This is a genomic window from Haloferax sp. Atlit-48N (assembly GCF_003383015.2).
In the GTDB taxonomy this organism is placed as follows: domain Archaea; phylum Halobacteriota; class Halobacteria; order Halobacteriales; family Haloferacaceae; genus Haloferax; species Haloferax volcanii.
On the sequence record NZ_CP137689.1, the window covers coordinates 1,434,537 to 1,458,737 of the forward strand.

The 24,201-nt window shown below is 68.0% G+C and carries 24 protein-coding genes; 12 read left to right on the forward strand and 12 right to left on the reverse strand.

The window, feature by feature from the left end:
• Nucleotides 1-102: 102 nt before the first annotated feature.
• The 5 genes from DEQ67_RS07770 to DEQ67_RS07790 all read right to left on the reverse strand — a co-directional run bounded on the left by DEQ67_RS07770 (nt 103) and on the right by DEQ67_RS07790 (nt 3,702).
• Nucleotides 103-558: a hypothetical protein gene (locus DEQ67_RS07770; protein WP_004063257.1), complete on the reverse strand. Its 456-nt coding sequence runs from the start codon at nt 556-558 to the stop codon at nt 103-105.
• 63 nt (nt 559-621) lie between these two features.
• A complete protein-coding gene (locus DEQ67_RS07775; protein WP_004063256.1) occupies nt 622-1,104 on the reverse strand; it encodes an acyl-CoA thioesterase in 483 nt (160 codons plus the stop codon).
• A gap of 60 nt (nt 1,105-1,164) precedes the next feature.
• On the reverse strand, nt 1,165-1,608 hold the full coding sequence (locus DEQ67_RS07780; RefSeq protein WP_004041429.1) for a bifunctional nuclease family protein: 444 nt from the start codon (nt 1,606-1,608) through the stop codon (nt 1,165-1,167).
• A gap of 81 nt (nt 1,609-1,689) precedes the next feature.
• Entirely contained in the window at nt 1,690-2,310 is a 621-nt protein-coding gene (locus DEQ67_RS07785; RefSeq protein ID WP_115802611.1) for an ArsR/SmtB family transcription factor, read from the reverse strand.
• Nucleotides 2,311-2,373: 63 nt separating this feature from the next.
• Nucleotides 2,374-3,702, reverse strand: coding sequence for a glycerate kinase type-2 family protein (locus DEQ67_RS07790; RefSeq protein WP_115891246.1), 1,329 nt, complete (start codon nt 3,700-3,702; stop codon nt 2,374-2,376).
• Nucleotides 3,703-3,755: 53 nt separating this feature from the next.
• Between DEQ67_RS07790 and DEQ67_RS07795 the strand changes: the two genes are divergently transcribed.
• The gene (locus DEQ67_RS07795; protein WP_115859842.1) at nt 3,756-5,441 is read left to right on the forward strand and encodes a TraB/GumN family protein; all 1,686 of its coding nucleotides are present in this window, start codon (nt 3,756-3,758) and stop codon (nt 5,439-5,441) included.
• Nucleotides 5,438-6,061, forward strand: coding sequence for a hypothetical protein (locus DEQ67_RS07800; RefSeq protein WP_004063252.1), 624 nt, complete (start codon nt 5,438-5,440; stop codon nt 6,059-6,061). The genes DEQ67_RS07795 and DEQ67_RS07800 overlap by 4 nt, the downstream gene beginning before the upstream one ends.
• Before the next feature lie 479 nt (nt 6,062-6,540).
• On the opposite strand, the gene DEQ67_RS07805 is transcribed toward DEQ67_RS07800, so the two are convergent.
• Nucleotides 6,541-6,777, reverse strand: coding sequence for a hypothetical protein (locus DEQ67_RS07805; protein ID WP_115802614.1), 237 nt, complete (start codon nt 6,775-6,777; stop codon nt 6,541-6,543).
• 416 nt (nt 6,778-7,193) lie between these two features.
• Here DEQ67_RS07805 and purM point away from each other — a divergent pair, with 416 nt between their 5' ends.
• Together purM and DEQ67_RS07815 are read left to right on the forward strand one after the other, a co-directional pair.
• A complete protein-coding gene (gene purM, locus DEQ67_RS07810) occupies nt 7,194-8,168 on the forward strand; it encodes a phosphoribosylformylglycinamidine cyclo-ligase (RefSeq protein ID WP_115802615.1) in 975 nt (324 codons plus the stop codon).
• Between the two features lie 72 nt (nt 8,169-8,240).
• Nucleotides 8,241-9,545, forward strand: a complete 1,305-nt coding sequence (locus tag DEQ67_RS07815; protein WP_115802616.1) for a cytochrome P450 — start codon at nt 8,241-8,243, stop codon at nt 9,543-9,545.
• 48 nt (nt 9,546-9,593) lie between these two features.
• Here DEQ67_RS07815 and DEQ67_RS07820 read toward each other — a convergent pair whose 3' ends face one another.
• Together DEQ67_RS07820 and DEQ67_RS07825 are read right to left on the reverse strand one after the other, a co-directional pair.
• Entirely contained in the window at nt 9,594-10,133 is a 540-nt protein-coding gene (locus DEQ67_RS07820) for a CBS domain-containing protein (RefSeq protein ID WP_004041437.1), read from the reverse strand.
• A 67-nt stretch (nt 10,134-10,200) separates the two neighbouring features.
• A complete protein-coding gene (locus tag DEQ67_RS07825) occupies nt 10,201-10,560 on the reverse strand; it encodes a DUF555 domain-containing protein (protein ID WP_004041438.1) in 360 nt (119 codons plus the stop codon).
• Between the two features lie 357 nt (nt 10,561-10,917).
• Between DEQ67_RS07825 and DEQ67_RS07830 the strand changes: the two genes are divergently transcribed.
• Both DEQ67_RS07830 and psmB read left to right on the forward strand, forming a co-directional pair.
• Complete coding sequence (locus DEQ67_RS07830; RefSeq protein WP_004063248.1) at nt 10,918-11,091, forward strand: hypothetical protein; 174 nt, start codon at nt 10,918-10,920, stop codon at nt 11,089-11,091.
• A gap of 148 nt (nt 11,092-11,239) precedes the next feature.
• The gene (gene psmB, locus DEQ67_RS07835) at nt 11,240-11,971 is read left to right on the forward strand and encodes a proteasome endopeptidase complex subunit beta (protein ID WP_004041440.1); all 732 of its coding nucleotides are present in this window, start codon (nt 11,240-11,242) and stop codon (nt 11,969-11,971) included.
• Nucleotides 11,972-12,110: 139 nt separating this feature from the next.
• On the opposite strand, the gene DEQ67_RS07840 is transcribed toward psmB, so the two are convergent.
• Both DEQ67_RS07840 and DEQ67_RS07845 read right to left on the reverse strand, forming a co-directional pair.
• On the reverse strand, nt 12,111-12,488 hold the full coding sequence (locus DEQ67_RS07840; protein ID WP_004041441.1) for a hypothetical protein: 378 nt from the start codon (nt 12,486-12,488) through the stop codon (nt 12,111-12,113).
• 111 nt (nt 12,489-12,599) lie between these two features.
• On the reverse strand, nt 12,600-14,129 hold the full coding sequence (locus tag DEQ67_RS07845; RefSeq protein WP_115802617.1) for a hypothetical protein: 1,530 nt from the start codon (nt 14,127-14,129) through the stop codon (nt 12,600-12,602).
• A gap of 118 nt (nt 14,130-14,247) precedes the next feature.
• On the opposite strand from DEQ67_RS07845, the gene ligA reads away from it, so the two are divergent.
• The 5 genes from ligA to DEQ67_RS07870 all read left to right on the forward strand — a co-directional run bounded on the left by ligA (nt 14,248) and on the right by DEQ67_RS07870 (nt 18,499).
• Entirely contained in the window at nt 14,248-16,005 is a 1,758-nt protein-coding gene (gene ligA, locus DEQ67_RS07850; RefSeq protein WP_115891245.1) for an ATP-dependent DNA ligase LigA, read from the forward strand.
• Between the two features lie 64 nt (nt 16,006-16,069).
• Nucleotides 16,070-16,429, forward strand: coding sequence for a hypothetical protein (locus tag DEQ67_RS07855; RefSeq protein WP_115802619.1), 360 nt, complete (start codon nt 16,070-16,072; stop codon nt 16,427-16,429).
• A 128-nt stretch (nt 16,430-16,557) separates the two neighbouring features.
• A complete protein-coding gene (locus DEQ67_RS07860; protein WP_004063244.1) occupies nt 16,558-17,265 on the forward strand; it encodes an MBL fold metallo-hydrolase in 708 nt (235 codons plus the stop codon).
• A 97-nt stretch (nt 17,266-17,362) separates the two neighbouring features.
• Nucleotides 17,363-18,196, forward strand: a complete 834-nt coding sequence (locus DEQ67_RS07865; RefSeq protein ID WP_115802621.1) for an alpha/beta fold hydrolase — start codon at nt 17,363-17,365, stop codon at nt 18,194-18,196.
• Between the two features lie 84 nt (nt 18,197-18,280).
• Complete coding sequence (locus DEQ67_RS07870; RefSeq protein ID WP_004041448.1) at nt 18,281-18,499, forward strand: hypothetical protein; 219 nt, start codon at nt 18,281-18,283, stop codon at nt 18,497-18,499.
• A gap of 27 nt (nt 18,500-18,526) precedes the next feature.
• Here DEQ67_RS07870 and DEQ67_RS07875 read toward each other — a convergent pair whose 3' ends face one another.
• Entirely contained in the window at nt 18,527-19,627 is a 1,101-nt protein-coding gene (locus DEQ67_RS07875) for a DNA topoisomerase IV subunit A (RefSeq protein ID WP_115802622.1), read from the reverse strand.
• Nucleotides 19,627-22,023, reverse strand: coding sequence for a DNA topoisomerase VI subunit B (locus tag DEQ67_RS07880; protein ID WP_115802623.1), 2,397 nt, complete (start codon nt 22,021-22,023; stop codon nt 19,627-19,629). The genes DEQ67_RS07875 and DEQ67_RS07880 overlap by 1 nt, the downstream gene beginning before the upstream one ends.
• Nucleotides 22,024-22,280: 257 nt before the next feature.
• On the opposite strand from DEQ67_RS07880, the gene gyrB reads away from it, so the two are divergent.
• Nucleotides 22,281-24,200 (forward strand): DNA topoisomerase (ATP-hydrolyzing) subunit B, encoded by a 1,920-nt coding sequence (gyrB, locus tag DEQ67_RS07885; protein WP_115891244.1) that lies wholly within the window; start codon nt 22,281-22,283, stop codon nt 24,198-24,200.
• Nucleotide 24,201: the final 1 nt, after the last annotated feature.

The window sequence follows — 24,201 nt, forward strand, 5'->3', positions numbered from 1 at the left end:
GTTCGACGGGAATACCACGAATAAAAGAATATTCCCAACGGTTTTCGGAGGTCGTGAGAGGCCGTGCCAAGAAAAACGACGGACGGGGAGAGATGCGGCGACTCAGCCGAAGTCCGGCAGGTCGTCGGGCGCTTCGTACTCGGACTCCCAGTCGATGTAGTCGTCTTTGAGCACGTCGCACACGTCCTGTCCGAGTTCGGTGAGGCCGGCGTTGATGGACGACACCTCGCCCCACGAGGTGAGTTCGGGGTGGAGTTCGCGCTCCTTCCAGTCCTCGGGGATGCCCGGCGCGTGGTAGCCGACGCGGTCCGCGAAGTCGTCCCAGAAGAAGTCGAAGTGGGAGAGGAGGTCGAGGTCGAGGACGATTTCCCACTGCGCCTCGGTGACGGGCGTCTCGGCGGCCCACGCCTCGAAGGCGTCGGCCCACGCGCCGGCTTCGAGGAACTCCTCCAACTCGGCGCGCTTGAAGTCGGCGTCGGCCGCCACCTGCGCGTCGTCGTACTGGTTCGGGTCGACGGTCGGGAGCGACGGCGGAGCCGGGACGGGAACGTCGAGCATGGTCGCCAGTCGGTCGCCGCGGGGGAAAAGAGTTCGGCGCTGTCGTCGGTGGGAGCGTCCGCCCTACTCCATGCGCTCGATGACGGATTCGAGCTGGTCGGCGCGGGCGGCGACCGCCTCGGCGCGGAGTTCCTCTTCCTCGTCGGTCTCGCAGACGAGGCGGGGCACGGGCGTCGGCTTCCCGTCGTCGTCGAGCGCGACGAACGTCAGGAACGACGTGGTCGTCTTCCGTCGCTCGTCGGTCTTCGGGTTCTCGGCGTGCACGTCGACTTTCACGTCCACGCTGGTCCGACCGACGTTGAACACGTACGCCTCCATGACGGCCACCTCACCGAGGTCGATGGGGCTGATGAAGTCGACGTGGTCCATCGACGCGGTGACGCACTGGCGGTTCGAAAAGCGCATCGCCGCGATGGCCCCGCAGATGTCCATCCAGTGGAGGACCGCGCCACCGAGGGCTCGCCCGAGGTTGTTGGTGTCGTTCGGCAGGAGGAGTTCGGTCATCTCGGTGCGCGACTCGTCGAGCGTCGCGGTGGGTTCGCTCATGCGAGCAGGGTCACGCCGAGGGGGCTTGAAATCGTGGGGCGCGGCGGCGACGGCCCCGGGTCACTCGTCGAAGTCGGCGTCGAACGCCTCGGGCGACTGGCCGGCGGCGTCGAGCACTTCGTCGGAGACGAGAATCGGGCAGTCCACGCGGATGGCGAGGGCGATGGCGTCGCTCGGGCGCGCGTCGAAGACGACCGACCGCGCCTCTCCGTCGTGGTAGCGCTCGGCGTCGACCTTGGCGAGGAACGTGCCGTTCGAGAGGTCGTCGATGCGGATGCTGTCGATTGCCCCCCCGAACTCCGTCACCATCTCGACCAGGAGGTCGTGGGTCAGCGGGCGCTCGAACTGCTCGCCGGAGAGACCGAGTTGGATGGCCTGAGCCTGGTCCGACGTGATGACGATGGGCAGGAACTCGTCGCGCGCTTCGAGGACGACCGCCGGGACGTTCGAGCCGTCTTCGCCGACGCCGACCCCGATACCGCGGACCACGGCACGGTGTTTCATGCTACGTTGTAGTTGGGGGGAGTACGAATAGTTACCCCAGCGCGAATGGCCGGCCCGGTCGCCGTCGGCCCCCGCGGGGCCTCACCGTCGGGCGAACTGGACGGCCGCGACGACGAGCAGGATGACGAGGCCGCCGGCGAAGAAGGCGAGCCCCGGCGGGACGACCTGCGCCGCCGCGGGCGCGGCCTCCGCGGCCATCGTCGAGACCGCCCCGGCGTCGGCGGACTCCGCGGCACCGCCACCGCCGCCGAGGACGCCGACCCCGCGCGTGGCGACCCACTGGACGAGCGCCGACAGCAGCGCCAACACGGCGACGCCCCCGAGCAGGCTCGTCAGCATGGACGCCAGCCCCGTCCGGGTTTCCTCCCCCGCGGCGACGACGACGAGCGGCCTGTCGGCGGGCGCGTACACCTTCATCTCGCGGCCCTTCTCGGAGTAGACGGTGTCGACCACCTCGACGAGGCCCGCGTCGTCGAGCTTTCGGAGGTGGTACTGGACGTTCTGGAGCGACGTGTCGACGCGTTCCGCGAGCTCCGCGGCGTTCGTCGGCTCCTCGTGGAGCGCGGCGAGCACGCGGCGGGCCGTCCCCGACGAGAGCGCCGACAGGAGGTCCGACGCCTCGTCGTCTTCGAGTCCGATGACCCGCGGGGAGGACTCGTCCGCGGCGGAGGTGTCGGGGGTGGAGGGCAACAAACCGGCCATGGCGTGGAGTACTCCGCCGGAGGATACAAACCTGTTGTCCCGCCAGCCGAAAATCGCCGGCGCTCAGACGCCCTCGCTGACCACGAGGACGCGCAGGTCGTTGACGTTCGTCCCCGTCGCGCCGGACTCGACGAGCGCGCCGGCCTCTCGGAGCACCGGGAGCGCGTTGTTTCTCGCCAGCGCGGCGTGGGCGTCGCCCGCGGCGACCGACGAGGCGTCAACGACCGCGCCCGCGACCTCGGTCCCGCCGTCTTTTCCGTCGCTGTCGATGCTGGCGAGGACGGTCCCGTCGGAGAGTTCCGCGGCGGCCGCGAGGCAGAATTCGAGGTTCGGCCCGCCGTCGCCGTCGCCGCGGACCGTCACGGTGCACTCGCCGCCCGAGAGGACCACAGCGGGCGCGGTGATCGGGTTTCCGGTCGCCAGCGACTCCTCCGCGACGGCGACGTGGGTCTTCGCGGCCTCGCGCGCCTCGCCGCGCACGCGAGAGGAGAGGATGAGCGACTCGTACCCGCGGTCGTCGGCCACCTCGCGGGCGGCGTCGAGCGCGGTGAACGTGTCCGCGAGGACGTGGTTCGTCACCCGGTCGAACACCGGGTCGCCGGGCTTCGGCGTCTCCGGCACGTCGCCCGCGGAGCCGCGGGCGAGGCGCGTGCGGACCGGTTTGGGCACGTCGAGGTCGAAGCGGTCCAGCACGTCGAGGGCGTCGTCGTAGGTCGTCTCGTCTGGCGCGGTCGGGCCGGAGGCGATGACGCCGAGGTCGTTTCCGACCACGTCCGAGAGGACGAGGCCGACGACCGTCGCGGGCGCGGCGAGTCGCGCGAGACCGCCGCCTTTCAGCGTCGAGACGTGCTTTCTGACCGCGTTGAGGTCGTGAATCTCCGCGCCGCTTTCGAGCAGTCTGTCGGTCGTCTCCTGCAACTCGGCGATCGAGATGCCCTCGGCGGGGGCCGGGAGGACCGCGCTCGCGCCGCCCGTGATGGCCGCGAGGACGAGCGTCCGGTCGTCGAGGTCCGAAAGGAGGGCCGCGAGTCGCCGCGTGCTCTCGACGCCGCGCGCGGAGGGGACCGGGTGGTCGCCGGGGAGTCGCTCGATGCGTCCGTCGGGGCTCGGCGTCGGGTCGGGCGTCACGACGACGCCGTCGTCGATGCGGTCGCCGAGGACGGCTTCGAGGGCGTCGGCGACGCCGTCGCCGGCTTTGCCCCCGCCGACGACGAGGATTCGGTCGTAGGCGCTCAGGTCGTAGGTCTCGTCCGCGACGGTCAGCGCGTCGCCGTCGAGCGACACCGACTCGCGGACGACGCGGTCGGGAAGGACGGCCTCGACGCCGGCGCGGAGGCAGTCGATGGCCGTCTCGTGGGCGGGCGTCGGGGTTCGCGCGTCGAACTCCTGCATAGTTCGTGGGAGATGCCGACACGGATAAAAACCGTGGGGCGGTAAACCCGGCGATGAACGATTCGTCGCCCGGCGAGGGCCACGTCCGCGTCGTCGGCACGGCCCACGTCTCGGCCGACAGCGTCAGAGAGGTCGAAGAGACCGTCAGAGAGGAGCGTCCCGACGTCGTCGCGGTCGAACTCGACGAGGGGCGCTACCGACAGCTGAAGGGCGGAACGCCCGACGACATCGAAGCGCGCGACCTGCTCCGCGGCAACACCGTCTTCCAGTTTATCGCCTACTGGATGCTGTCGTACGTCCAGTCGCGGATGGGAGACAAGTTCGACGTGAAGCCCGGCGCGGACATGCTCGCGGCGGTCGAGACCGCCGAGGAAGAGGGTCTCGACGTGGCGCTCGTCGACCGCGACATCCAGGTGACCATCCAGCGCTTCTGGCAGCGGATGGGCACGCTCGAAAAGATGCGCATGGCCGGCGACCTCCTGTTCGGGGTCGCCGACGCCCGCGGGGTCGGCGCGGTGTTCGGCATCGCCGTCGGCGTCGTCCTCGGGCCGCTCGTCGGCCTGTTCGGGGGCGCGGTCGGCGTCACCGACCTCCTGTTGACGCGCACGGCCACGGCCGCAGTCTTCGGTGGCGTGGCCGCGTATCTGCTCTACACCGTCGCCTCGTTCTCTCTCGACGGCGACGACGCGATTCTCGCCGGCCTCGGCGGCGGCGCGGCAATCGGTATCGTCGCCGGCTTCGGCCTCGGAGTCGGTACCGGCTTCGTCTCCGGACTCCTCGGGAGCCTCGGTATCGCCATCGTCGGCAGCCTCGTCATCGGCGTCCTCGCGGGCGTCGTCGTGGGCGTCACCGTCGGCGCGGTCCTGAACGCCTTCGGCCTGTTCGCGCCCGTCGAGGGCGACGCCGACGCCGACTACGAGGAGTTCGACATGGCCGAACTGACCGACGGCGACGTGGTCTCGGCGATGATGGAGGAGTTCCGCCGGTTCAGTCCCGGCGGCGCGGAGGCGCTCATCGACGAGCGCGACGCCTACATCGCCCACCAGCTCGTCGCGCTCCGGCAGTCCGGCCGCCACGTCGTCGCCGTCGTCGGCGCGGGCCACCGCGAGGGCATCGAGAACTACCTCGAACACCCCGAGACGCTCCCGCCGATGGAGTCGCTCGTCGGCGTCGCGGAAAAAGACGGCTTCCCGTGGGGCAAGCTGCTCGGGTTCGGCGTTACCGCCGTGTTCGTCGCCTTCTTCGTCCTCCTCGCGATGGCCGGCGTCGGCAACGAACGACTCCTGACCATCTTCGGCGCGTGGTTCCTCATCAACGGCGTGTTCGCCGCCGCGCTCGCCAAGGTCGCCGGCGCGCGGTGGACCTCCGCCCTCGTCGGTGGCCTCGTCGCGTGGATGACCTCCATCAACCCGCTTCTCGCGCCCGGCTGGTTCACCGGCTACGTCGAACTCCGCCACACGCCGGTCAACGTCGGTGACATCGGCACGCTGAACGAACTGCTCGACGACGAGGAGACGCCCATCGTCGAGCTCGTCGGCCAGATGTTCGACGTGCCGCTGTTCAAGCTCATCATGGTCGTCGCCATGACGAACATCGGGAGCATCGTCGCGAGCTTCCTCTTCGTCACCTACGTCATCCCCGTCATCGCCTCCGACCTCGGCGGCGTCGCGGGCGTGACGAACCTGATGTTCGAGGGCGCGCGCAACAGCGCCGACCTCATCTGGAGGTCCCTGACGTGAACGTCTCGTTTTCCTCGCGCGAGCTCCGCGACCTGCTCGTCGCGTGGGTCGCGCTCGGCCTCGCCTTCGCCATCTTCTTCGCCGGCGGCGGCAACCGCACCATCCAACTGCTGACGAACGGGTCGTTCGGTCTCGCGCTCGTCGTGAGCCTCCTGACGGCCGGCGTGGGCTTTCTCCTCCACGAGGTCGCCCACAAGGTCGTCGCCGTCAGGTTCAATCAGGTGGCCGAGTTCCGCGCCGACTACGGCATGCTCGCGGTCGCCATCATGAGCGCGCTCGTCGGGTTCATCTTCGCCGCGCCCGGCGCGGTCTATCACCGCGGCGTGCTCACGGAGCGCGAACACGGCCTCATCGCCCTCGCGGGACCGGTGACGAACCTGCTGCTCCTCGTCGCGTTCGCGCCGGTGCTCGTCGTCGGCGTCCTCGTCGGCTCCGACGTAATCCAGCTCGTCGGCTCGCGCGGGCTCATCATCAACGCCTTCCTCGCGGCGTTCAACATGCTCCCGCTCGGCTCGCTCGACGGTAAGACGGTCCAGTCGTGGAGCACGCCGGTGTTCGCCGGCGTCCTCGTCCTGTCGATTCTCCTCACCGTCGGCCTGTTCCTGTTCGTCGGGTTCTGACCCGACCGGCGGGCGTTTCGGACAACCCCAATCGCGCTATTTCTGGCTCGTCTCGTTCTCGAAGTCGCGAGCGACCGCTAGCGTCGGACGGGAGAACAGAGAGCACTCGAAGGACTCGGGGCGCAGTCGGTACTCGGGGCGCTACGAGGACGAATGCGGGGAGAAGGGGACCGCACGAGTGCGGCGGGGACCGGTCGTCGAGGTCGAGATTCGGGGACGCTTGCGGCCGTGGAGTGCAGTTCGAGACGCGGGGTTGGATTGGGCTGTGTCTGATGTGGGCAGAGGTTGGCTGAAGTTGGCAGGGGTGAGTTGGGGTGGGCAGAGGTTGGCTGAGGTCGGTGTTCGGGTCGGAGTCGGGCAGGTGGACTGGTTTGCGGGCGGTTCGCGGTCGGGCAGGGGCAGGCGCGCCGTGAGAGAGGCCTGCGTCGGCGGGGAACCGAGACGAATCCGGGTTGGTCGTCCGCGTCGAGGACCGCGGTTTACTGCTGGCCGTGGTCGCGCCCGAGGACGAGCGCGACGGCGTGGAGGGCGATGAGGCCGACGAAGAGGGGGAGTTCGCCGGTCGAGAGGCCGCCGCTGAGGACGGGCAGGTACGCGAGGGGCAGCGCGACTGCCGACCAGAAGGCGACGGTTTCGAGGGGGGCGTACGCGAGGCGACCGACGGTCGATGCGAAGTCGAGCGCGATCGAGTCGTTCGTGGAGGGGATTCCGGACATCGTCACTTCTGCATACGACAGGGACCATAATATAAGGGACCGAGCGTTACCGTGAATTCGGGTCCTTTTTCGACCGTTCAAGGCCGGGTTACGGGAGACATTCTCTTTTCGTAACGTTTTACAAACGTCTCAAATCGCCCGAGAATATTTATCCGCTCGTCTCGTGCTTTTTCGCAAATATTGCAATAGCTGTCTATTATTCAATAACAATAGCTCGGAAGCGGGCGGTTAGGAGGGTCGTAGCGGGGGGCGTCTCGGAGCGCGCACGCTCGGCAGGAAGTGGGTAACCGAAGGGGGCGACGCCGGCCCACCGTCTATCCGTCGTCGGTCGGGTCGCCGGCGAACGCTCATCTATGCGAGAACGTGTATGATTCGTACCCTGTGATTTTATATTTCGGCCTATCTCGTACACGAACATGACGAACGACGACTCCGACGGGATGACCTACGCCGACGCGGGCGTCGACATCGAAGCGAGCGAGGCCGCGACCGCCGCGCTCGTCGCACAGGTCGGCGGCGGGTCGGGCGACTACGCCGGCCTGCTCGACATCGGCGACCGCTACCTCGGACTCGCCACCGACGGCGTCGGCACCAAACTGCTCGTCGCCGAGGCGCTCGACGACTACTCGACGGTCGGCATCGACTGCATCGCCATGAACGCCAACGACCTCGTCGCGGCCGGCGTTCGGCCCGTCGCGTTCGTGGACTACCTCGCGGTCGACGCCCCCGACGAGACGTTCGCCGAGCAGGTCGGACAGGGCCTCGCCGCGGGCGCAGAGGAGGCCGACATCGAACTCGTCGGCGGCGAAACCGCCGTCATGCCCGAGGTCATCAACGGCCTCGACCTCGCCGGCACCTGCGCGGGACTGGCGAAGAAAGACGCCATCTTCCCCGGCGAGGCCGAGGAAGGCGACGCGCTCGTCGGCTTCCCGTCGTCCGGCATCCACTCGAACGGTCTCACGCTCGCCCGCAAGGCCGCGACGGCCGACGGCGACTACGACGACGACTGGGACGGCGACGACTACGACACCGTCGGCGAGGCGCTCCTCGAACCGACGCGGCTCTACACCTACCTGCTCGACGACCTGCGCGCGGCCGAGACCAACGCCGCGGCCCACGTCACCGGCGGCGGGTGGACCAACCTCGAACGCATGGGCGAGTTCCGCTACGTCGTCGACGACGCGTTCGACCCCCAGCCGGTGTTCGAGTTCGTCCAAGAACGCGGCGGCGTCTCCGACGAGGAGATGCACACGACGTTCAACATGGGCACCGGCTTCGTCGCGGCCGTCCCCGAGGAGAACGCCGAGGCGCTGGTCGAGGCGACCGACGGCCGCGTCATCGGGCGCGTCGAGGCGGGCGACGGCGTCTCGATTCGCGGCCTCGACCTCTGAGGCCGGACCGAGCGCCGAATCGAACTGTTCGATGAGAAGCACTATTTTATCGATGTTCGCCATAGTGGTGGTGTGACTTCACCGCCACCGACTCCGAGCGGCCTCCCGCTCGTGGGCCACACCGTCGGCTTCGCGGCCGACCCGTTCGGCTTCGTCGCCGACCTCCTCGCGGACCACGGCGTCGAGGACGCGGTCGGACTCGACGTGGTGGGGATGGACGAGCTGTACGTCCTCGCCCACCCCAACCATTTCGAGCGGGCGTTCGTGACCGACCGCGACTCAATCGTCAAGGGCGGCGAGTTCGAGGCCGCCTTCGGCGACGCCGTCATCGCGGCCGAGGGCGACGAGTGGCGGCGACAGCGCGACGAGCTAGACCCCTTCTTCCGCTGGGACCGGGTCGACGACTACGCGTCCGTGATGCGCCGACAGGTCGAGCGCCGCCTGCGGACGTGGCCCGACGCGGGAACGCTGTCGCTCGAATCCGAGATGAAGGCGGTCACCTTGGACATCATCTTCGCCACCATCCTCGGCCGGGAACTCGACCGCGACGGCGACGAGCGGATTCGGTCGGCCGCCGACGGTCTCAACGGCCGCTTCGCGCCCGCGTCGTGGGTGCTGCCGTCGTGGGTGCCGACGCCGAGTCGACGCCGGTTCGACCGCGCCGACCGCGTCCTCCGCGAGGAGGTCCGAGAACTGGTCGAGACCGCCGACGACGAGAGCCTCACTCGCCGCCTCGCCGACGCGCTCGGAACAGACGCAGACTACCCGACGACCGTCGAGTCGCTGGAGAACCAGCTCGTGGGCATGATTTTCGCCGGCCACGAGACGACCGCGCTCGCGCTCACCTACGCGCTGTACCTGCTCGCGACCCACCCCGAGACCCGCGAGCGCGCCGCCGCCGAGGTCGACCGCGTCGTCGGCGACGGCCCCGTGACCGCCGAGGCGACCCGGGAGCTTCCGGTGCTCGAACGCGTCATCAAGGAGACGATTCGGCTCTATCCGCCGGTCCACACGCTCCCGCGAGAGACGGCGAAACCGTTTCCGACCGGTGACCGGGTCATCCCGGCGGGCACGGACATCCACCTCTCGATCATCCGCATCCACCGCGACGAGCGGTGGTACGACGACCCGCTCGCGTTCCGGCCCGAGCGATGGGACGACGACACCGACCGACCCGCCTACGCCTATCTCCCCTTCGGGGCCGGACCGCGGAGCTGTCTCGGGCGAGCGTTCGCGCTCACGGAGGCGAAAATCGTGCTCGCGACCGTCCTCCGCGACTTCGACCTCGACTGGGGCGGCGACGGAGCGTTAGCAATCACGCCCGAAATGACGACCCAGCCGAAGGGAGAAACGCCGCTCGTCGTCCGGCGGCGGTGAGTCCGCAGCGGCGGGCTGTCGGGGACCGACCGTCGGTTCGGGGCCGCCTCAGATGTGGGCCGCGATGTCGGCCTCGGTGATGATACCGACCGTCTCGCCGCTTTCGACGACGATGATGGCCGAGTTGTGGTCGAGGTAGACGCCGATTTCGTCCAGCGTCGTCTCGGGTTCGACGGTCGTGACGCCCTCGGACATGACCTCGTTGACGGGGCGGTCGGTGACGTCGTCCTCTTGGACGTGGCGGATGTCGGCGTTCGAGATGATGCCGAGCGGGCGGCCGTTCTCGATGACGGGCAACTGCGAGAAGCCGGCGTCGAGCATGATGTCGCGCGCCTCGCGGACGGAGTTGTCGGGGGCGACGCTCCGGACGGTCGTGTTCATGATGTCTTCCGCGCGCACGATGCGACCCTCGGCCTCGTCCAGCGCCTCGACGATGCGCCGGAGCGTCGAGAGGCGCGGGTCGACGTCGCCGCCTTCGATGCGGGCGATGAGCGGCTGTGAGACACCGGCCATGTCGGCGAGTTTGCTCTGCGTCAACTCCAAGGAGTTCCGCCGTTCCCTGAGGTCCTGCGGCGTGGGGAGTTCCATGCCGGAGTGATAACCCGTAGTTATGAAAAAGTGTTCCGGTCGCCCACCGGAGATGGGAGTCGCCGCGTTACTGCTCTTCGTCGGAGTCGAACTCGCGGATGTCGATGACGTCGAGAGGAACGTCGCGGAGCGCGCCGCCGACCTCGCTTTTGGCGATGCGGGAGGCGTGCTTCTCGCCGTCCGCGTTGAAAATCTTGATTTCGAGGAGCAGGCCGACGAGCGCGGTGTTGGCCGCGATGAACGCGGAGTCGAACGGTTCGCCACAGGCGGGACAGGGCGTCGCGCCGACTTCGACCTCGACGTACTCCTTGTCCTTCTGGTTGAGTCGCTTGCCGGCCTCGCTGACCGCGACGCCGATGGCGTCGTCGATGTCTTCTACGTCCCGGACCAACCAGGCCGCCTCCATCGCGACGAGATAGTTGCTCATACATACGTTACGCGCCGGTGGGGTTTCGTGTCTTGTGGTTCGAGTGTCGGGGCGCGTGGGATTCACACGCCCGACGCGCGCACCGACCGCGACGCGACCGAATCCGCGATGCGTCCGAATTCGCGACGCTCCCGCCGCCCGACCGGGGCGCGCACGACCCGCGCATGCCACGGTGATTATCGCTATAACTTATAGAAAAGCACTCCGCGGGTCACGCGCGACCCACGCCGAATAGTCGGTCTAGTTGGTCTAGAGACAAGTTCGCTTTAATCGACAGACAGCGTCGGGGTGTTCCGCGTCGGATTGAGAGAAGATTTATATACTGGCACCGCCCGAGCCTCGACTGAGGACACGGTGATGATTCCCCGCCTAACCAAGTACGTCCTGTTCGCCGCCTACCAGCTATCGGTCGCGATGGGCATCGCGCTGCTCCCCGTCGCGCTCGCCGCCCGTCGGATGGGCGTGACCCTGCCGATTCGCCGGCTCGTGGAGACGACCGGAACCGCCTACGAACGCGCCGCGGCTCGCTAACGCGACTCGGGCGACTCCCTCCTTCCGACGCCGCTCACCGCGAGCGACCGCCTCGCGCGGCCGCCGCCGACACGCGTCTGACGCTTTGGCACCGGCAACGGAGAGGTGAAGGGTTGCATTTATCAGCGCCGAAGTGCAATCGCTGACAATGCGTACCCCGACTCACGACGAGTTCTCCGGCCGTCTCGACTCGCTGAACGGCGACCGCTCGAACGTGTTCGGCCCCGAGCTCGGCGAGTTCTCGAACGCCGACCGCCGCGCCGACGAACTCGGTGACAAAGAGACGAAGACCGGAACGACCACCGTCGGTATCAAGACCGAAGAAGGCGTCGTCCTCGCGACCGACATGCGCGCGAGCATGGGCTACATGGTCTCCTCGAAGGACGTCCAGAAGGTCGAAGAGATTCACCCGACGGGCGCGCTGACCATCGCCGGCTCCGTCTCGGCCGCCCAGTCGCTCATCAGCTCCCTCCGCGCCGAGGTCCGCCTGTACGAGGCTCGCCGCGGCGAGGACATGAGCATGCAGGCGCTGTCGACGCTCGTCGGCAACTTCCTCCGCTCGGGCGGGTTCTACGTCGTCCAGCCAATCCTCGGCGGCGTCGACGAGACCGGCCCGCACATTTACAGCATCGACCCCGCCGGCTCCATCCTCGAAGAGGAGTACACCGTCACCGGCTCCGGCAGCCAGTACGCCCTCGGTGTGCTCGAACAGGAGTTCGAAGACGGCCTCAGCATCGAGGAGGCGAAGGGAGTCGCCACGAAGGCCATCCGCTCGGCGGTCGAGCGCGACCTCGCCTCGGGCAACGGCATCAACATCGCCGTCGTCACCGAGGACGGCGTCGACATCCAGCGCCACCAGAACTTCGAAGGCCTCGAATAAGTCGCCCGCAGTCGGCGGTTTCTCTCCATTTTCGCGATTCGTGACCGGCGGGACTGGCCGGAACTCCCGCGGTGGGAGCCCCGCGACGAAACCGCCGTAACGGAGCCCGCGACGAAATCCCCGCGGCCGAATCCCTCGCTCAGTCGCCGCCTGGAAGCGGCCGCAAGAGCCCGTACCACGCCCGGTAGACGACCACGCCGAGGACGCGCCCGAAGCCGAGGCTGTACGTGAACGACTCGGTGCGGGGAAGCAGTCGGCGCTCGACCGCGAGGCCGACGAGGCTGACGACCAGCCCGCGACGCCGATTCGACCGAACCTTCCAGCAATCGCGGTCGTACGCCCACACCTGTCCGACTCCCCACGCTCCGCCGACGGCCAGTCCGCCCGGCGACAGCGGCGTCGGCTCGTGGGACTCGTCGTCACTGGAGCGGAGCAGACGGCGCATCGACACCATCCAGAGCGCGGTGAGAACTGCGATACCGAGTTGAGCGACCGCTTTCGTCCGACGGGAGACCATACGCGGTCTTCGCGGGACGCAGTAATAGTTATTTCTCCGACAAGACGTGAGAGCGTCGGCGGCCGGCGAGCACGGCCGCGAGCGTCGTCGCGGACGCGGGCGCTCGCGCCGTCAGAACCAGTCCGAGAACGCGCCTTCGAGCAGCGATTCGGACTGCCGTTCGACGTACTCGCGTTGCATCTCGCGGAGCGCCGCCCCGAAGTCGCCGCCGCCGTCGAGGGCGTCGCGGACGCGGGCGCGCTTCCAGTCGGCCGGCGTGACGCCCGTCTCGACGCGCTTTCGCAGGGGTTCGAGATAGTAGTTGGCCTCCTCCTCGGAACAGCCCGCGAGCCGAAGCCCGTCGCGGGCGTGGACGAGCAGGTCCTCGTAGAGCTCCGCGCCGGTCACGTCGTCGCCGTCGACGTCTATCCACCGTAGGTCGCCGTGCGGCCCCTCGCGCATCGCGGTGTAGAAGTTCTCTTCGGCGGTCTCCCAGTCGAGGCCGATGACGGGATGGTCGAGTCGAGGGAGCCGTTCCATGAGCCCGGCGAAGGCCGCCTGGAACGCCACCGAGTCGCGGACGGTCGGCTGGCCCGCGATGGGTCGGAACTCGATGCGGGCGTTGGCCGACGACCGGGACGCGCCGTCGAACACCGGGCGGACCCACCGCCAGTAGGTGCCGTGTTTCCGGCGGAGCGTGGCGAAGTCGTCGTCGAAGCGGTCGCCGCGTTCGACCGACATGGGGACCATCGTGGAGTCCTCGACGACGCGGTCGACCGCGTCCTCGACGGTGTCGAGGTCGCCGGGGAAGGCGACCTTCTCGTGGTCGCCGGAGTTGAGCACCGACTCGAACACCGCGATGCGGTTTTCGTCCCACCCGTCGTCGAGAATTTCGTCGGCCGTCGCGTCCTCGTCGTAGAGGTCTGCGGGGAAGAACGGGGAGTTGACGCCGAGCGCGAGCAGCGGCCCGGCGACCCGCAGCGCGTAGTTGAAGTGGTACGGCAGGTCGTCGGCGTGCGGGACCTGATAGTGCGGCTGGATGGACGTGATGAGCGCCTCGGGCATCACGGTGTCCGCTTTCAGCGAGACGTGCGGCGCGTCGAGCGTGAACGACGCCGGGGCGGTCGGCCCGTTCGCCATCGCGTGGTAGCGCACGGAGTTGCTCATGTTCGTCGCGAGGCGGACGCCTCCGTCGGTGACGGAGTCGGTCAGGTACTCGCGGGCGCTCTCGCCGGCCGGCGGGATGCTCCACATCCCGTCGGAGACGAGGCGCATCCCCTCGGCGGCGGCGCAGTCGAGCGCGGCGTCGAGTCGGGCGCGGACCTCGGATTCCTGCGCGCGGAGGCCGTGGGGGTTCAGCGGTTGGGGGCTCGTGGTCATCTCGGCGTTGTGGAGTCCGAGTTCCTTCTCGAAGCCCATGAGGCCGAGCAGGCGGCGCGGGACCCGCATGAGCGCGTGCACGTCGTCTTCGCTCGCGGACCAGCGACCGTCGGAGACGGCGTAGAACTCGTACTCCAAGCCGACGATTGACTGGTGGTTATCGAAGGTCCCCTCGCGCAGTTCGCGCTTGAGCACCTCGGCGTCGGCTTTCGCTTGCGCTTCGAACTCGGCCGCGTCGACCGCGAGCACGTCTTCGACGCGCTCTGCGAGGTCGTCGCTCATACCCGGCGTTCTGGCGTCGAACGCCTTCAACTTCCCGGCACTCCGGACGTTCGACAGCGAATCACATCCCCGACGACTGTCGAGACGCTTTTGCCCCGCGCGGCGATACCCACGGACGATGCAGTTCGCCGAGTTCGCCGCCCGCGCCGCCGAGATAGAAGCCGAGCCAGCGGACCTCGCGGTCGTCTCGCTCCTCTCAGACCTCTTTTCCGACGCCGGCGACGACCTCCCGACGGTCGCCCGGTTCGTCCAAGGTCGCGTCTTCCCGGCGTGGGACTCGACCACGCTCGACATCGGCCCGCGGCTCTGCCACGAGGCCATCGCCCGCGCCGCCGGCCCGAACGTCTCGGCCGACGACGTGGAGGACCGCCTCGCCGACCGCGGCGAAATCGGCGCGGTCGCCGCGAGCTACGACTTCGGCGGCCAGCGCGGCCTCGCCGCCTTCGGCTCGGGCGAACAGGACGGCCTGACCGTCGCCGAAGTCGATTCGGAGCTCCGCGCCCTCGCGGCCGCCTCCGGCTCCGGCAGCGAGGAGACGAAGCTCAAGACGCTCTACGGCCTGTTCAACCGGACCGACCCCGACGAGGCGCGCTTCCTCGCGCGGCTCGTCCTCTCCGAGATGCGCATCGGCGTCGGCGAGGGGACCGTCCGCGACGCCGTCGCGGAGGCGTTCCTGGTCGCCCCCGCGGACGCCGCCGCCATCCGCGACGACGACGCCGACTCGGAGACCGAAGCCGCCGCCCGGGAGCGCCGAAACGAGGCCATCGCCGCCGTCGCCCGCGCCTTGCAGGTGTCGAACGACTACGGCATGGTCGCCGGACTCGCCCGCGACGAGGGCGAAGCCGGGCTCGACGGGGTTCGCCTCGAAGTGGGCCGCCCCGTGCAAGCGATGCTGGCACAGGCCGGCACCGCCGCCGACGCGCTCGACGAGTGGGGAACCGCCGCGGTCGAGACCAAGTTCGACGGCGCGCGCGTGCAGGTCCACCGCGACGCCGACGGCGAGGTGTCGCTGTTTTCGCGCAACATGGAGGACGTGACCGACGCGCTCCCCGAGGTGGTCGAGTTCGTCGCCGGCGCGGTCGACGACCCCGTCATCCTCGACGGCGAGGTCGTGGCGATGGACGACGGCGGCGAGCCCCTGCCGTTTCAGGAGATTCTCCGTCGCTTCCGCCGAAAACACGACGTGGGACGGATGCGCGAGGAGGTCCGGGTCGAACTCCGGGCGTTCGACTGCCTGCACGCCGCCGGCGACGACCTCCTGGCCGACCCGCTTGCCGCCCGCCACGACCGACTGACCGCGCTCCTCGGTGACGACTCACCGGCCGTCTCGGACCTGCTCCTCTCGGACGACCCCGACGAAATCGCCGCCTACGAGGCCGACGCCCTCGACGCCGGCCACGAGGGTATCATGCTGAAGAACCCCGACGCGCCGTACTCGCCGGGCGACCGCGGGAAGAACTGGCTGAAGCGCAAGCCCGACGTGGAGACGCTGGACCTCGTCGTCACCGGCGCGGAGTGGGGCGAGGGTCGCCGCGCGGAGTTCCTCGGGACGTTCCTGCTTTCGGCCCGCGTCGAAGCCGAGTCCGGGGACGACGCCTTCGAGACCATCGGCAAGGTCGCCACGGGCATCACCGACGAGGAGTTGGCCGAGTTGACCGACCTCCTCGAACCCGAAATCGAACGCGAGGCGGGCAAGGAGGTCGACATCCGCCCGTCGGTCGTCTTCGAAGTCGGCTACGAGGAGATTCAGGCCTCGCCGACGTACTCCTCGGGCTACGCGCTTCGGTTCCCGCGGTTCGTCACCGTCCGCGAGGACAAGACCGCCGAGACGGCCGACTCGCTGGACCGCGTGGAGCGACTGGCCGACTCGCAGTGAGCGACGCTCGCGGCGGGTCGCGCCCAAAGAGATATACTGTGCTAAAATCCACAGGTTCACACAAATGCCCTCCACGGACGTTAACGCCCTCCTGAAGCCGCTCGCGCTCTATACGGGGCTCCTCGGGCTGGTTACTGTCGGTGCGGTGTATCTCGCCACGCACTCGGGGCTGTACCTGCTGGCGTTGACGGGGGCCGGCGTGCTCCTCGTCGTGCTCGGCGGCGGCGCAGTCGGGCAGATGGGTCCGAGCAACGTCGAACACGCGGGCGAGAAGGGCGGGACGAACAGGGTCGTCTCGAACGCGGGGCTGTGGTCGCCCGTCGAGACGGACACGTCGCTCCGACTCGCCCTCCTGTGCTACGGGGCCGGCGTGTTCCTGTGGAGCCTCGTCGTGTTCGGCGTCCTGCGCGACACGCTCGTCTGAGCGGGACCCCGCGAATCCGCCACTGTCGCTCGCCACCCGTCACCCGCCACCGCCACCCGCCGCCCGTCCGCACCGGCCGACTCTCACCGAGAGCCGCGCTTTTTACCCCTCGGTCCGAGGTATCGCGTATGACCATCAAACACGACGGCCTCGACGTGTCGTGGCTCGGCTACGCGACCGTCAGAATCGAGTCGCCCGACGGCTTCGTCGTCTACTTCGACCCCGGCCGCTACGGCGTCCTCGACGACTACTACGCCCGCGACGGCGACCTGATTTTGGTCACGCACAACCACCACTACGACTCCGACGCCATCGAGCAGGTCGCAGACGCCGACGCGACCGTCGTCGCGTTCGAGGGGGTCGACGCGGCGACTATCGACCGCGACGTGGTGCCGGTCGAGGACCTCCCCTACGAGACGGTCCGCGTGGACGAGGAAGCCCACCTCACCGTCGGTGAGGTCGACGTGTGGTCGCTCCCGGCGTTCAACGACCCCGACGGCCCGCATCTCCGCGACGGCGACGTGGTTCACCCGCAGGGGTTCGGCTGCGGCTTCCACATCTCGATTGCCGACCGAACCGTCTTCTGGCCCGGCGACTCCGACGTGCTCGAAGGCCACAAACATCTCGAAGTGTCGCTGTTTCTCGCCAACATCGGCGGCTCGGTCGTGATGGACCGCCGCGAGGCCGCCGACCTCGCGGAGACGCTCGACCCGGACCTCGTGCTTCCGATTCACTACGACACGATTCCGCTTCTCGAAACCGACCCGGACGCCTTCGTCGTGGACGTGGCGAACCGCGGTATCCCGGTCGTCCTCGACGACCCCGACCAGGTCTGAGGCGGCGACGGCGGGACCGACAGCCGGGCAGACAGACAACCAGACGGACTGGCGAATGGACCGAACGATTTTGCCGCGTCGGGCCGTCGGTTCGCGTATGGACCTCGACTACGGCATGCTCGGCGGCCGGCGGCCCTACTACCGCTTCGGTGACGCCGACGCCGACCCGCTCGTGGTGCTTCCCGGCCTCTCCGACGCCTTCCAGCGCATCGACCCGAACCGCGGGACTGCGGCGGCGCTCGCCGGCCTGTTCCGCGAGTTCGACGACCGCGACGTGTGGGTGGTCGGCCGCCCGCGACACCTCCCGGTCGGCTCGACCACCCGCGACATGGCCGCGGGCTACGCCGGCGTCATCGACGAACAGGACCTCTGGCCGGCCGACGTTATCGGCGTCTCGATGGGCGGCCTCGTCGCCCAGTACCTCGCCGCCGACTACGGCGACTACGTGGACTCGCTGGCGGTCGTCGCCGCCGGGACGCGACTCGGCGGCCACGGCGAGAACGTCGTGACGCGCTGGCGCTCGCTGGCGGGCAAGAGCCGGTGGGCCGAGGTCGTCGCGGACGCGGAGCGGGAGTCCGCGACCGGCCTCGAAGCGACGGTCGCCCCGGCGCTCATCGAGGCGGCCGGCCGGGTCGTCGACTTCCGGCCCGCCGTCCCCGCCGACGCGGTCGTCTCCTGTACGGCCTGTCTCGAACACGACTCCCGAGAGATACTCGGTGACATCGACGCGTCGACGCTCGTCGCCGCCGGGAAGGCAGACCGACTGTTCCCCGAACCGCGGATTCGAGAACTCAAAGGCGGCGTCGCGGACGCGACGCTCGCGCTGTTCTCCGGGGCGGGTCACGACCTCGCGACGAGCGAGCCGCGAACACTGAACGGCGTGGTCAGACGCTATTTCGACGGATTCCGCGGCGACGGGCTGTATCCGTAAGCGCGAACCGCGAGCCGCGACGCCACCGAATCCGAACCCTCCGCGCGGCAACAGGCTCATACAGCGGGCGACCGTCGAACCGCCATGCGCGACGCCCTCCGGTCGAGCCCGCTTTTCAGTGTTCGTCGGCTCTTCATCTGTCTCGCCGCCACGCTCGTCGTCCTGACGACCGACGCGCTGTTTTTTCACATCAAACCCATCCAAACCACCGCGGGGTTCGCGACCGAGCTGGCGATTCACACCCTCGGCTTCTACGGCGGGTTCACTATCGTGGCGCTGTTCAATCTGACCGAAACGAGGTAGAAAAACGGCGACCGGGAGTGAGCGGGGTTAGATGATACCCATCTCGTCGAGGCGCGTCGGCAGGTACTCGTCGGTCACGAAGTCGAGACCGCGGGAGGCAAGCGCCTGCTGTTCTGCCTTCTTGCCGATGTCGAGTTGGAGCTCTATCTGCTCGGTCCAGTAGTCGCCCATGAACCGCGGGTCCTCCAGTTCGGACTGGAGCGCGTTGATGTCGGAGTCCGCGAGCGGGTCGGTCGGGAGGTCGTAGTCAACGATGTCCTGCGGCTGGATGCCGACGAACTTCGCGTCGGGCGTGGCGAGGTACTCCGAGAGGTGCGCGGATTTGATAGAGCCGTAGGCGACCGAGCCGAAGATGCGGTAGGACCACGGGTCGCCGTCGGTGAAGACCACGACCGGCAGGTCGAGTTCGTCGTGCAGGCGCTTCGTGATACGCCGGGTGGCGCGCGCCGGCTGGCCGCCGAGGTGGACGACGAGCGCGTTGTAGTCGTCGTCGAAGCCGTTCTCGACGAGGCGGTCGCGCATCCCGCCGGTCTCGACGCACATGACGAACTCGATGTCGTGTTCGAGGAACTCGATGGTGTCGGGGTTGTTCGGAATCTGGTAGCCGCCCTGTCCCACGTCCAACTGGCAGTGAATCTCGCGGTCGCCGCGGTTCGTCTGCTCGCGGATTTTGAGGGGACCCATGAGCTTCGCGCCGGACTCCTCCGGGCGCATGTGGAAGTCCTCGCGCTTGACATCGCTGACGATTTCCAAGTCCTCGATGAGCTTGTTTGACTCGTCTTGGTCGGAGAAGTGCGCCTCCTCGTTGTCCCACGACTCGGAGATGTAGTACAGCTCACGCAGGGTTGACGAGCGGTCCTCGTCGAGTTGGCGCGCGAGGAACTCGATGGTGTAGGCGGCCTTCAGGAGCTTTCGCGCGCCCCGAACGCTGTTCGCAGAGCGCTTCGAGGTCCGGTCGCCGTACACCCAGACGTTGGCGTCCTCGTCGTACTCGATGTTGCTTTTCGTCCGCGTCGGGAGCGTCATGTGCGGAATCTCCCCCGCGTCGAACTGGTCGTAGAACTCCGCCGCGAGGTCGATGAGACGCTCGCGGGCGCGTTCCTCGGATGTCTGCTGGTCGGATGCCATTATACGTTCACCGTGAGTTTCTCCGTCTCGACGCCGTCGACGTTGATGTCGAACGACGCGTCCTGTGCGACCGAGTACGTGAGCGTCGCCGTCTCACCGGACGACACCTCGGGGTTCCACTTGACGAACCACTCCCCGTCGAGGTCGACGACCGTCGCCTCGCCGTCGAGACCGCCCGGCTCGGCCGAGACGATATCGGTGATGTCCGGCGACTCGTTCGTGTTGGAGTGGTTCGTCACCGTGAGCGTCACCTCGCCGTCGTCGACGGCCCGCTCGACGGTCAGGTTGTTCATGATGCGGCCGAGCGCGCCGTCGATGTTGGGCTCGGGTCGCCCGGTGACCTCCGAGAGCTTCGTCGCCATCTGCGGGAGGATGCGGCCGAGCACGTCCTGTTTCTCGCGGCGCTTCTGGAGCGACCGCCGCTTCGACAGGTAGGATTTGAGGTCGCGGGCCGCCTCGCGGATGGCGAGTTCGACCTCGTCTTGAATCGCCGGCACGTCCGCGAGCGCGTCCTTCGACTCGCTCGTGAAGGGGACGTTCGTGGAGGCGACGTGGACCATCAGAACCGCGGGGCCGTTCGGCATGCCGCTGCCGCCCGGCTGGTCGAGGCCGTAGTTCCGCCAGCCGATGTCCTTGACGACGTGGGTGATGGTACACGCGCCCTGCTGGTAGACCAGCGGGACGCGGTTGGCGAAGCGGAGCAGGTCGATTTTCCCCTCGGACTTGAGTTCGCCGCCGTAGGCGATGCCGGCTTCGACGATAAAGGGGTCGCCGCCGTGGACCTCGGCGTCGCGGGTCGCCGCGGCGTAGAAGTCGGCGTCGAACTCCTTTTTCAGGCCGGCTTCGACGAGTTCCGCCGAGATGGGAGACAGACAGTCCGTCGGCGGCGCGAGGATGTCCGTCTCGCGCATCGCGTCGAGCAGGTCGCGGGCCACGTCGCGGTCGTCGGCGACCTCGCGGACCTTCGGCACCTCGTCGGAGACGGTTCGCATCCGCGACCAGATGGCGTCGGCGATGTTCTCCTGTGCAGTCTCGCCGTAGGTCTCGTCCTCGCGCTCTTTGGTTCGGTCGGCGGCCCACGAGACGAACTCGGCCACGTCGTCGCGGGTGGCGCGGTCGGCCGGGCCGGTCGTCTCGGCGAACTGCGTGGCGATGGAGCGCGCCATCGACAGCTTGCCGGCGTCGTCTTTCTGCGTGGTGGTCACGTCGTCGACGATGGCGTACGCGTCGCCCTCGCGGTCGTCGGTGAGGGCGGGCCACAGCGCCTCGACGACGTTCTCGCGGACCGTCTCACCGAACGAGGTGTCGGTGTCCTCACCGACCGTCTCGGCGGCGTTTTCGACGATAGTGACGAGTTCGCCGTGGGCGATGCGGTCCTTGCCGACGACGATATCGACCAGTTCGTCCGCGAACGCCGCGGTCGCCTCTTTGCCCTTGTTGGCGACGGCGTCCTCGACGACGGCGACGAGGTCGTCGGCCTCGGACGCGTCGGGCGTCCGCCACGTCATCTCGCGGCCGAAGTGCCGGTCGCGGAAGGCGTCGTGAACCTTGTCGGAGGTCTTCGCGCCGACGCGGGTGAACTCCTCTTGGAGGAAGCCGGACACGGAGTACGACTCGGTCGCCGAGAGCATCTTCAGGAGCGTCCCGAGTTCGACGCCGTGGGGGTGCGGGCGAATCTCCTTCGTCTGTTTCGGAAGCTGGTCGGTCGCCCGCTCGAACTTCATCGGCTCGTCGAGGCCGGGTTCCCGGAGTTCGATGCGGGCGTGGGGGTTGACGACCGCCGTGTGGAGGATGTAGTCGTGAAGCTGCTGGCGGGCGCGCATGTTGGCTTCCATCTCCAACTCGATGCGCGTGCCGTGGGGGCGGTCCCACGAGGTCGTCTTCTCGGTGCGAATCTCGGGTTCGTTCTGGTCCGTGTTGATGACGAGTTCGAAGTACTCGGCGTCCTCCGAGCCCTGCGTCCGGCTCGTCACCTTGGCGGGCTTGCCGCTCGTCAGCTGCGAGTAGAGGACCGCCGCGGAGATACCGATACCCTGCTGCCCGCGGGACTGTTCGCGCGCGTGGAAGCGAGAGCCGTAGAGGAGCTTCCCGAACACTTTGGGCACCTGCTCTTTCGTGATGCCCGGCCCGTTGTCCTCGATGACGAGGCGGTAGTAGTCGCCCGCCTCGGCGATTTCCACGTAGATGTCGGGCTGGATTCCCGCCTCCTCCGTGGCGTCGAGCGCGTTGTCCACCGCCTCCTTAACGGCGGTGACCAACCCGCGGGCTCCGCTGTCGAAGCCCAACATGTGCTTGTTCTTCTCGAAGAACTCGGCGATGGAGATCTCCCGCTGGCCCTTCGCCAGCTCCTCTGCGATCCCCGGCTCGTCACCGAGTGTCGACTGGAACGAGGTCATTTCCTGATGCGCATCTACCCAGTCCCGCGTTAAGTACTCACCGGCAGCGGAGTGAAAGTGAACTCGGGGCGTTGACGCGCTTCGAGGGGCGTTCGCGCCGGAACGCCGAATCATGATACACAGAGTCACCCACGAAACGCGGGTCGGTCGGTCGGTCGGCGTCTCCGATGTCGGAAACCGCTACGCGGGACTCCAGTAAGTAGTACGCGCCCGCGCGTGCGAGCCTTTAAGGGACGGGCTATCCTAGGCCTGTTCAGATGTCTCAGGATAACGAGTACGGGGCCGGACAGATTCAGGTCCTCGAAGGGCTTGAAGCCGTTCGAAAGCGTCCGGCGATGTACATCGGGTCCACCGATTCTCGCGGACTCCACCACCTCGTCTACGAAGTCGTCGACAACTCCATCGACGAGGCGCTCGCGGGCCACTGCGACGCCATCAAGGTCGCCCTCCACGAGGACGGCTCTGTCAGCGTCACCGACAACGGCCGCGGGATTCCGGTAGATACGCACGAACAGTACGACCGACCCGCGCTGGAGGTCATCATGACCGTCCTCCACGCCGGCGGGAAGTTCGACAACAAGTCCTACCAAGTCTCCGGCGGCCTCCACGGCGTCGGCGTCTCCGTCGTCAACGCGCTGTCGAGCGAACTCGAAGTCGAGGTCAAACGCGACGGCGCGGTGTGGACACACCGCTTCGAGGTCGGCGAGCCGCAGGTCGAGGAGTTCGAGCGCGTGCGCGACCTCGAACCCGGCGAAGACACCGGGACGACCATCCGCTTTTGGCCGGACGACGGTATCTTCGAGACGACCGAGTTCGACTTCAAGACGCTCGAAAACCGCCTGCGAGAGCTCGCGTTCCTCAACTCCGGGGTCGAGATTTCGCTCTCCGACGAGCGGACCGACGAGTCGAGCACGTTCCTCTTCGAGGGCGGCATCCGCGAGTTCGTCGAGTACCTCAACGAGACCAAGACGGCGCTCCACGACGACGTCATCTACTACGACGACGAGTCGGAGGGCATCGAGGTCGAAATCGCCATGCAGGCGACCGACGAGCTCCAGGGGTCGATTCACGCCTTCGCCAACAACATCAACACCCGCGAGGGCGGCACGCATCTGACCGGGTTCAAGACGGCGCTCACCCGCGTCGTCAACGACTACGCGAACAGCCACGACATGCTCGACGACCTCGACGGCGACAACCTCCGCGGCGAGGACGTTCGCGAGGGACTCACCGCCGTCATCTCCGTCAAGCACCCCGACCCGCAGTTCGAGGGCCAGACGAAGACCAAGCTCGGGAATTCCGAGGTCCGCGGCATCGTCGAGAGCGTCACCCACCAACAGCTCGGGACGTTCTTCGAGGAGAACCCGGACACGGCGACGGCCATCATCTCGAAGGCCGTCGAGGCCGCCCGCGCCCGCAAGGCCGCGAAGCAGGCCGAGGAGCTCACCCGCCGCAAGTCCGCGCTCGAATCTACCTCGCTGCCGGGGAAGCTCGCGGACTGTCAGAGCCGCGACCCCTCGGAGTCCGAACTGTTCATCGTGGAGGGCGACTCCGCGGGCGGGTCGGCCAAGCAGGGCCGCGACCGCAAGTTCCAGGCGATTTTGCCCCTCAAGGGGAAGATTCTGAACGTCGAGAAACACCGCCTCGACCGCATTCTCGAAAACGACGAGATACGGGCGCTCATCACCGCCATCGGCGGCGGCGTCGGCGACGAGTTCGACATCGAGAAGGCGCGCTACCAGCGGCTCATCCTGATGACCGACGCCGACGTCGACGGCGCGCACATCCGGACGCTGCTGCTTACGCTTCTGTACCGGCACATGCGCCCGCTCATCGAGGCCGGCTACGTGTACGCGGCCCAACCGCCGCTGTACCGCGTCCGCTACCGCGGCAACACCTACGACGCGATGGACGAGGCCGAGCGGGACCGCATCATCGAGGAGGAATGCAACGGCAACCCCACGCAGGTCCAGCGGTTCAAGGGACTCGGTGAGATGAACCCCGACCAGCTGTGGGACACGACGATGAACCCCGAAAACCGCGTCCTCAAGCGCATCACCGTCGAGGACGCCGCCGCCGCCGACCGGATGTTCAACATCCTGATGGGCGACGCCGTCGGGCCGCGAAAGCAGTTCATCAAGGACCACGCGAACGACGCCGAATGGGTAGACATCTAAT

What these genes read in the sequence shown, in the direction of transcription:
- DEQ67_RS07880 (WP_115802623.1), bottom strand. Translation starts at nt 22,023, where the DNA reads ATGACCTCGTTCCAGTCGACACTCGGTGACGAGCCGGGGATCGCAGAG.
- gyrB (WP_115891244.1), top strand. Translation starts at nt 22,281, where the DNA reads ATGTCTCAGGATAACGAGTACGGGGCCGGACAGATTCAGGTCCTCGAA.
- psmB (WP_004041440.1), top strand. Translation starts at nt 11,240, where the DNA reads ATGCGTACCCCGACTCACGACGAGTTCTCCGGCCGTCTCGACTCGCTG.
- DEQ67_RS07830 (WP_004063248.1), top strand. Translation starts at nt 10,918, where the DNA reads ATGATTCCCCGCCTAACCAAGTACGTCCTGTTCGCCGCCTACCAGCTA.
- DEQ67_RS07785 (WP_115802611.1), bottom strand. Translation starts at nt 2,310, where the DNA reads ATGGCCGGTTTGTTGCCCTCCACCCCCGACACCTCCGCCGCGGACGAG.
- DEQ67_RS07790 (WP_115891246.1), bottom strand. Translation starts at nt 3,702, where the DNA reads ATGCAGGAGTTCGACGCGCGAACCCCGACGCCCGCCCACGAGACGGCC.
- DEQ67_RS07775 (WP_004063256.1), bottom strand. Translation starts at nt 1,104, where the DNA reads ATGAGCGAACCCACCGCGACGCTCGACGAGTCGCGCACCGAGATGACC.
- DEQ67_RS07865 (WP_115802621.1), top strand. Translation starts at nt 17,363, where the DNA reads ATGGACCTCGACTACGGCATGCTCGGCGGCCGGCGGCCCTACTACCGC.
- DEQ67_RS07845 (WP_115802617.1), bottom strand. Translation starts at nt 14,129, where the DNA reads ATGAGCGACGACCTCGCAGAGCGCGTCGAAGACGTGCTCGCGGTCGAC.
- DEQ67_RS07805 (WP_115802614.1), bottom strand. Translation starts at nt 6,777, where the DNA reads ATGTCCGGAATCCCCTCCACGAACGACTCGATCGCGCTCGACTTCGCA.
- DEQ67_RS07820 (WP_004041437.1), bottom strand. Translation starts at nt 10,133, where the DNA reads ATGGAACTCCCCACGCCGCAGGACCTCAGGGAACGGCGGAACTCCTTG.
- DEQ67_RS07840 (WP_004041441.1), bottom strand. Translation starts at nt 12,488, where the DNA reads ATGGTCTCCCGTCGGACGAAAGCGGTCGCTCAACTCGGTATCGCAGTT.
- DEQ67_RS07860 (WP_004063244.1), top strand. Translation starts at nt 16,558, where the DNA reads ATGACCATCAAACACGACGGCCTCGACGTGTCGTGGCTCGGCTACGCG.
- DEQ67_RS07855 (WP_115802619.1), top strand. Translation starts at nt 16,070, where the DNA reads ATGCCCTCCACGGACGTTAACGCCCTCCTGAAGCCGCTCGCGCTCTAT.
- purM (WP_115802615.1), top strand. Translation starts at nt 7,194, where the DNA reads ATGACGAACGACGACTCCGACGGGATGACCTACGCCGACGCGGGCGTC.
- DEQ67_RS07870 (WP_004041448.1), top strand. Translation starts at nt 18,281, where the DNA reads ATGCGCGACGCCCTCCGGTCGAGCCCGCTTTTCAGTGTTCGTCGGCTC.
- DEQ67_RS07780 (WP_004041429.1), bottom strand. Translation starts at nt 1,608, where the DNA reads ATGAAACACCGTGCCGTGGTCCGCGGTATCGGGGTCGGCGTCGGCGAA.
- DEQ67_RS07795 (WP_115859842.1), top strand. Translation starts at nt 3,756, where the DNA reads ATGAACGATTCGTCGCCCGGCGAGGGCCACGTCCGCGTCGTCGGCACG.
- DEQ67_RS07770 (WP_004063257.1), bottom strand. Translation starts at nt 558, where the DNA reads ATGCTCGACGTTCCCGTCCCGGCTCCGCCGTCGCTCCCGACCGTCGAC.
- ligA (WP_115891245.1), top strand. Translation starts at nt 14,248, where the DNA reads ATGCAGTTCGCCGAGTTCGCCGCCCGCGCCGCCGAGATAGAAGCCGAG.
- DEQ67_RS07875 (WP_115802622.1), bottom strand. Translation starts at nt 19,627, where the DNA reads ATGGCATCCGACCAGCAGACATCCGAGGAACGCGCCCGCGAGCGTCTC.
- DEQ67_RS07825 (WP_004041438.1), bottom strand. Translation starts at nt 10,560, where the DNA reads ATGAGCAACTATCTCGTCGCGATGGAGGCGGCCTGGTTGGTCCGGGAC.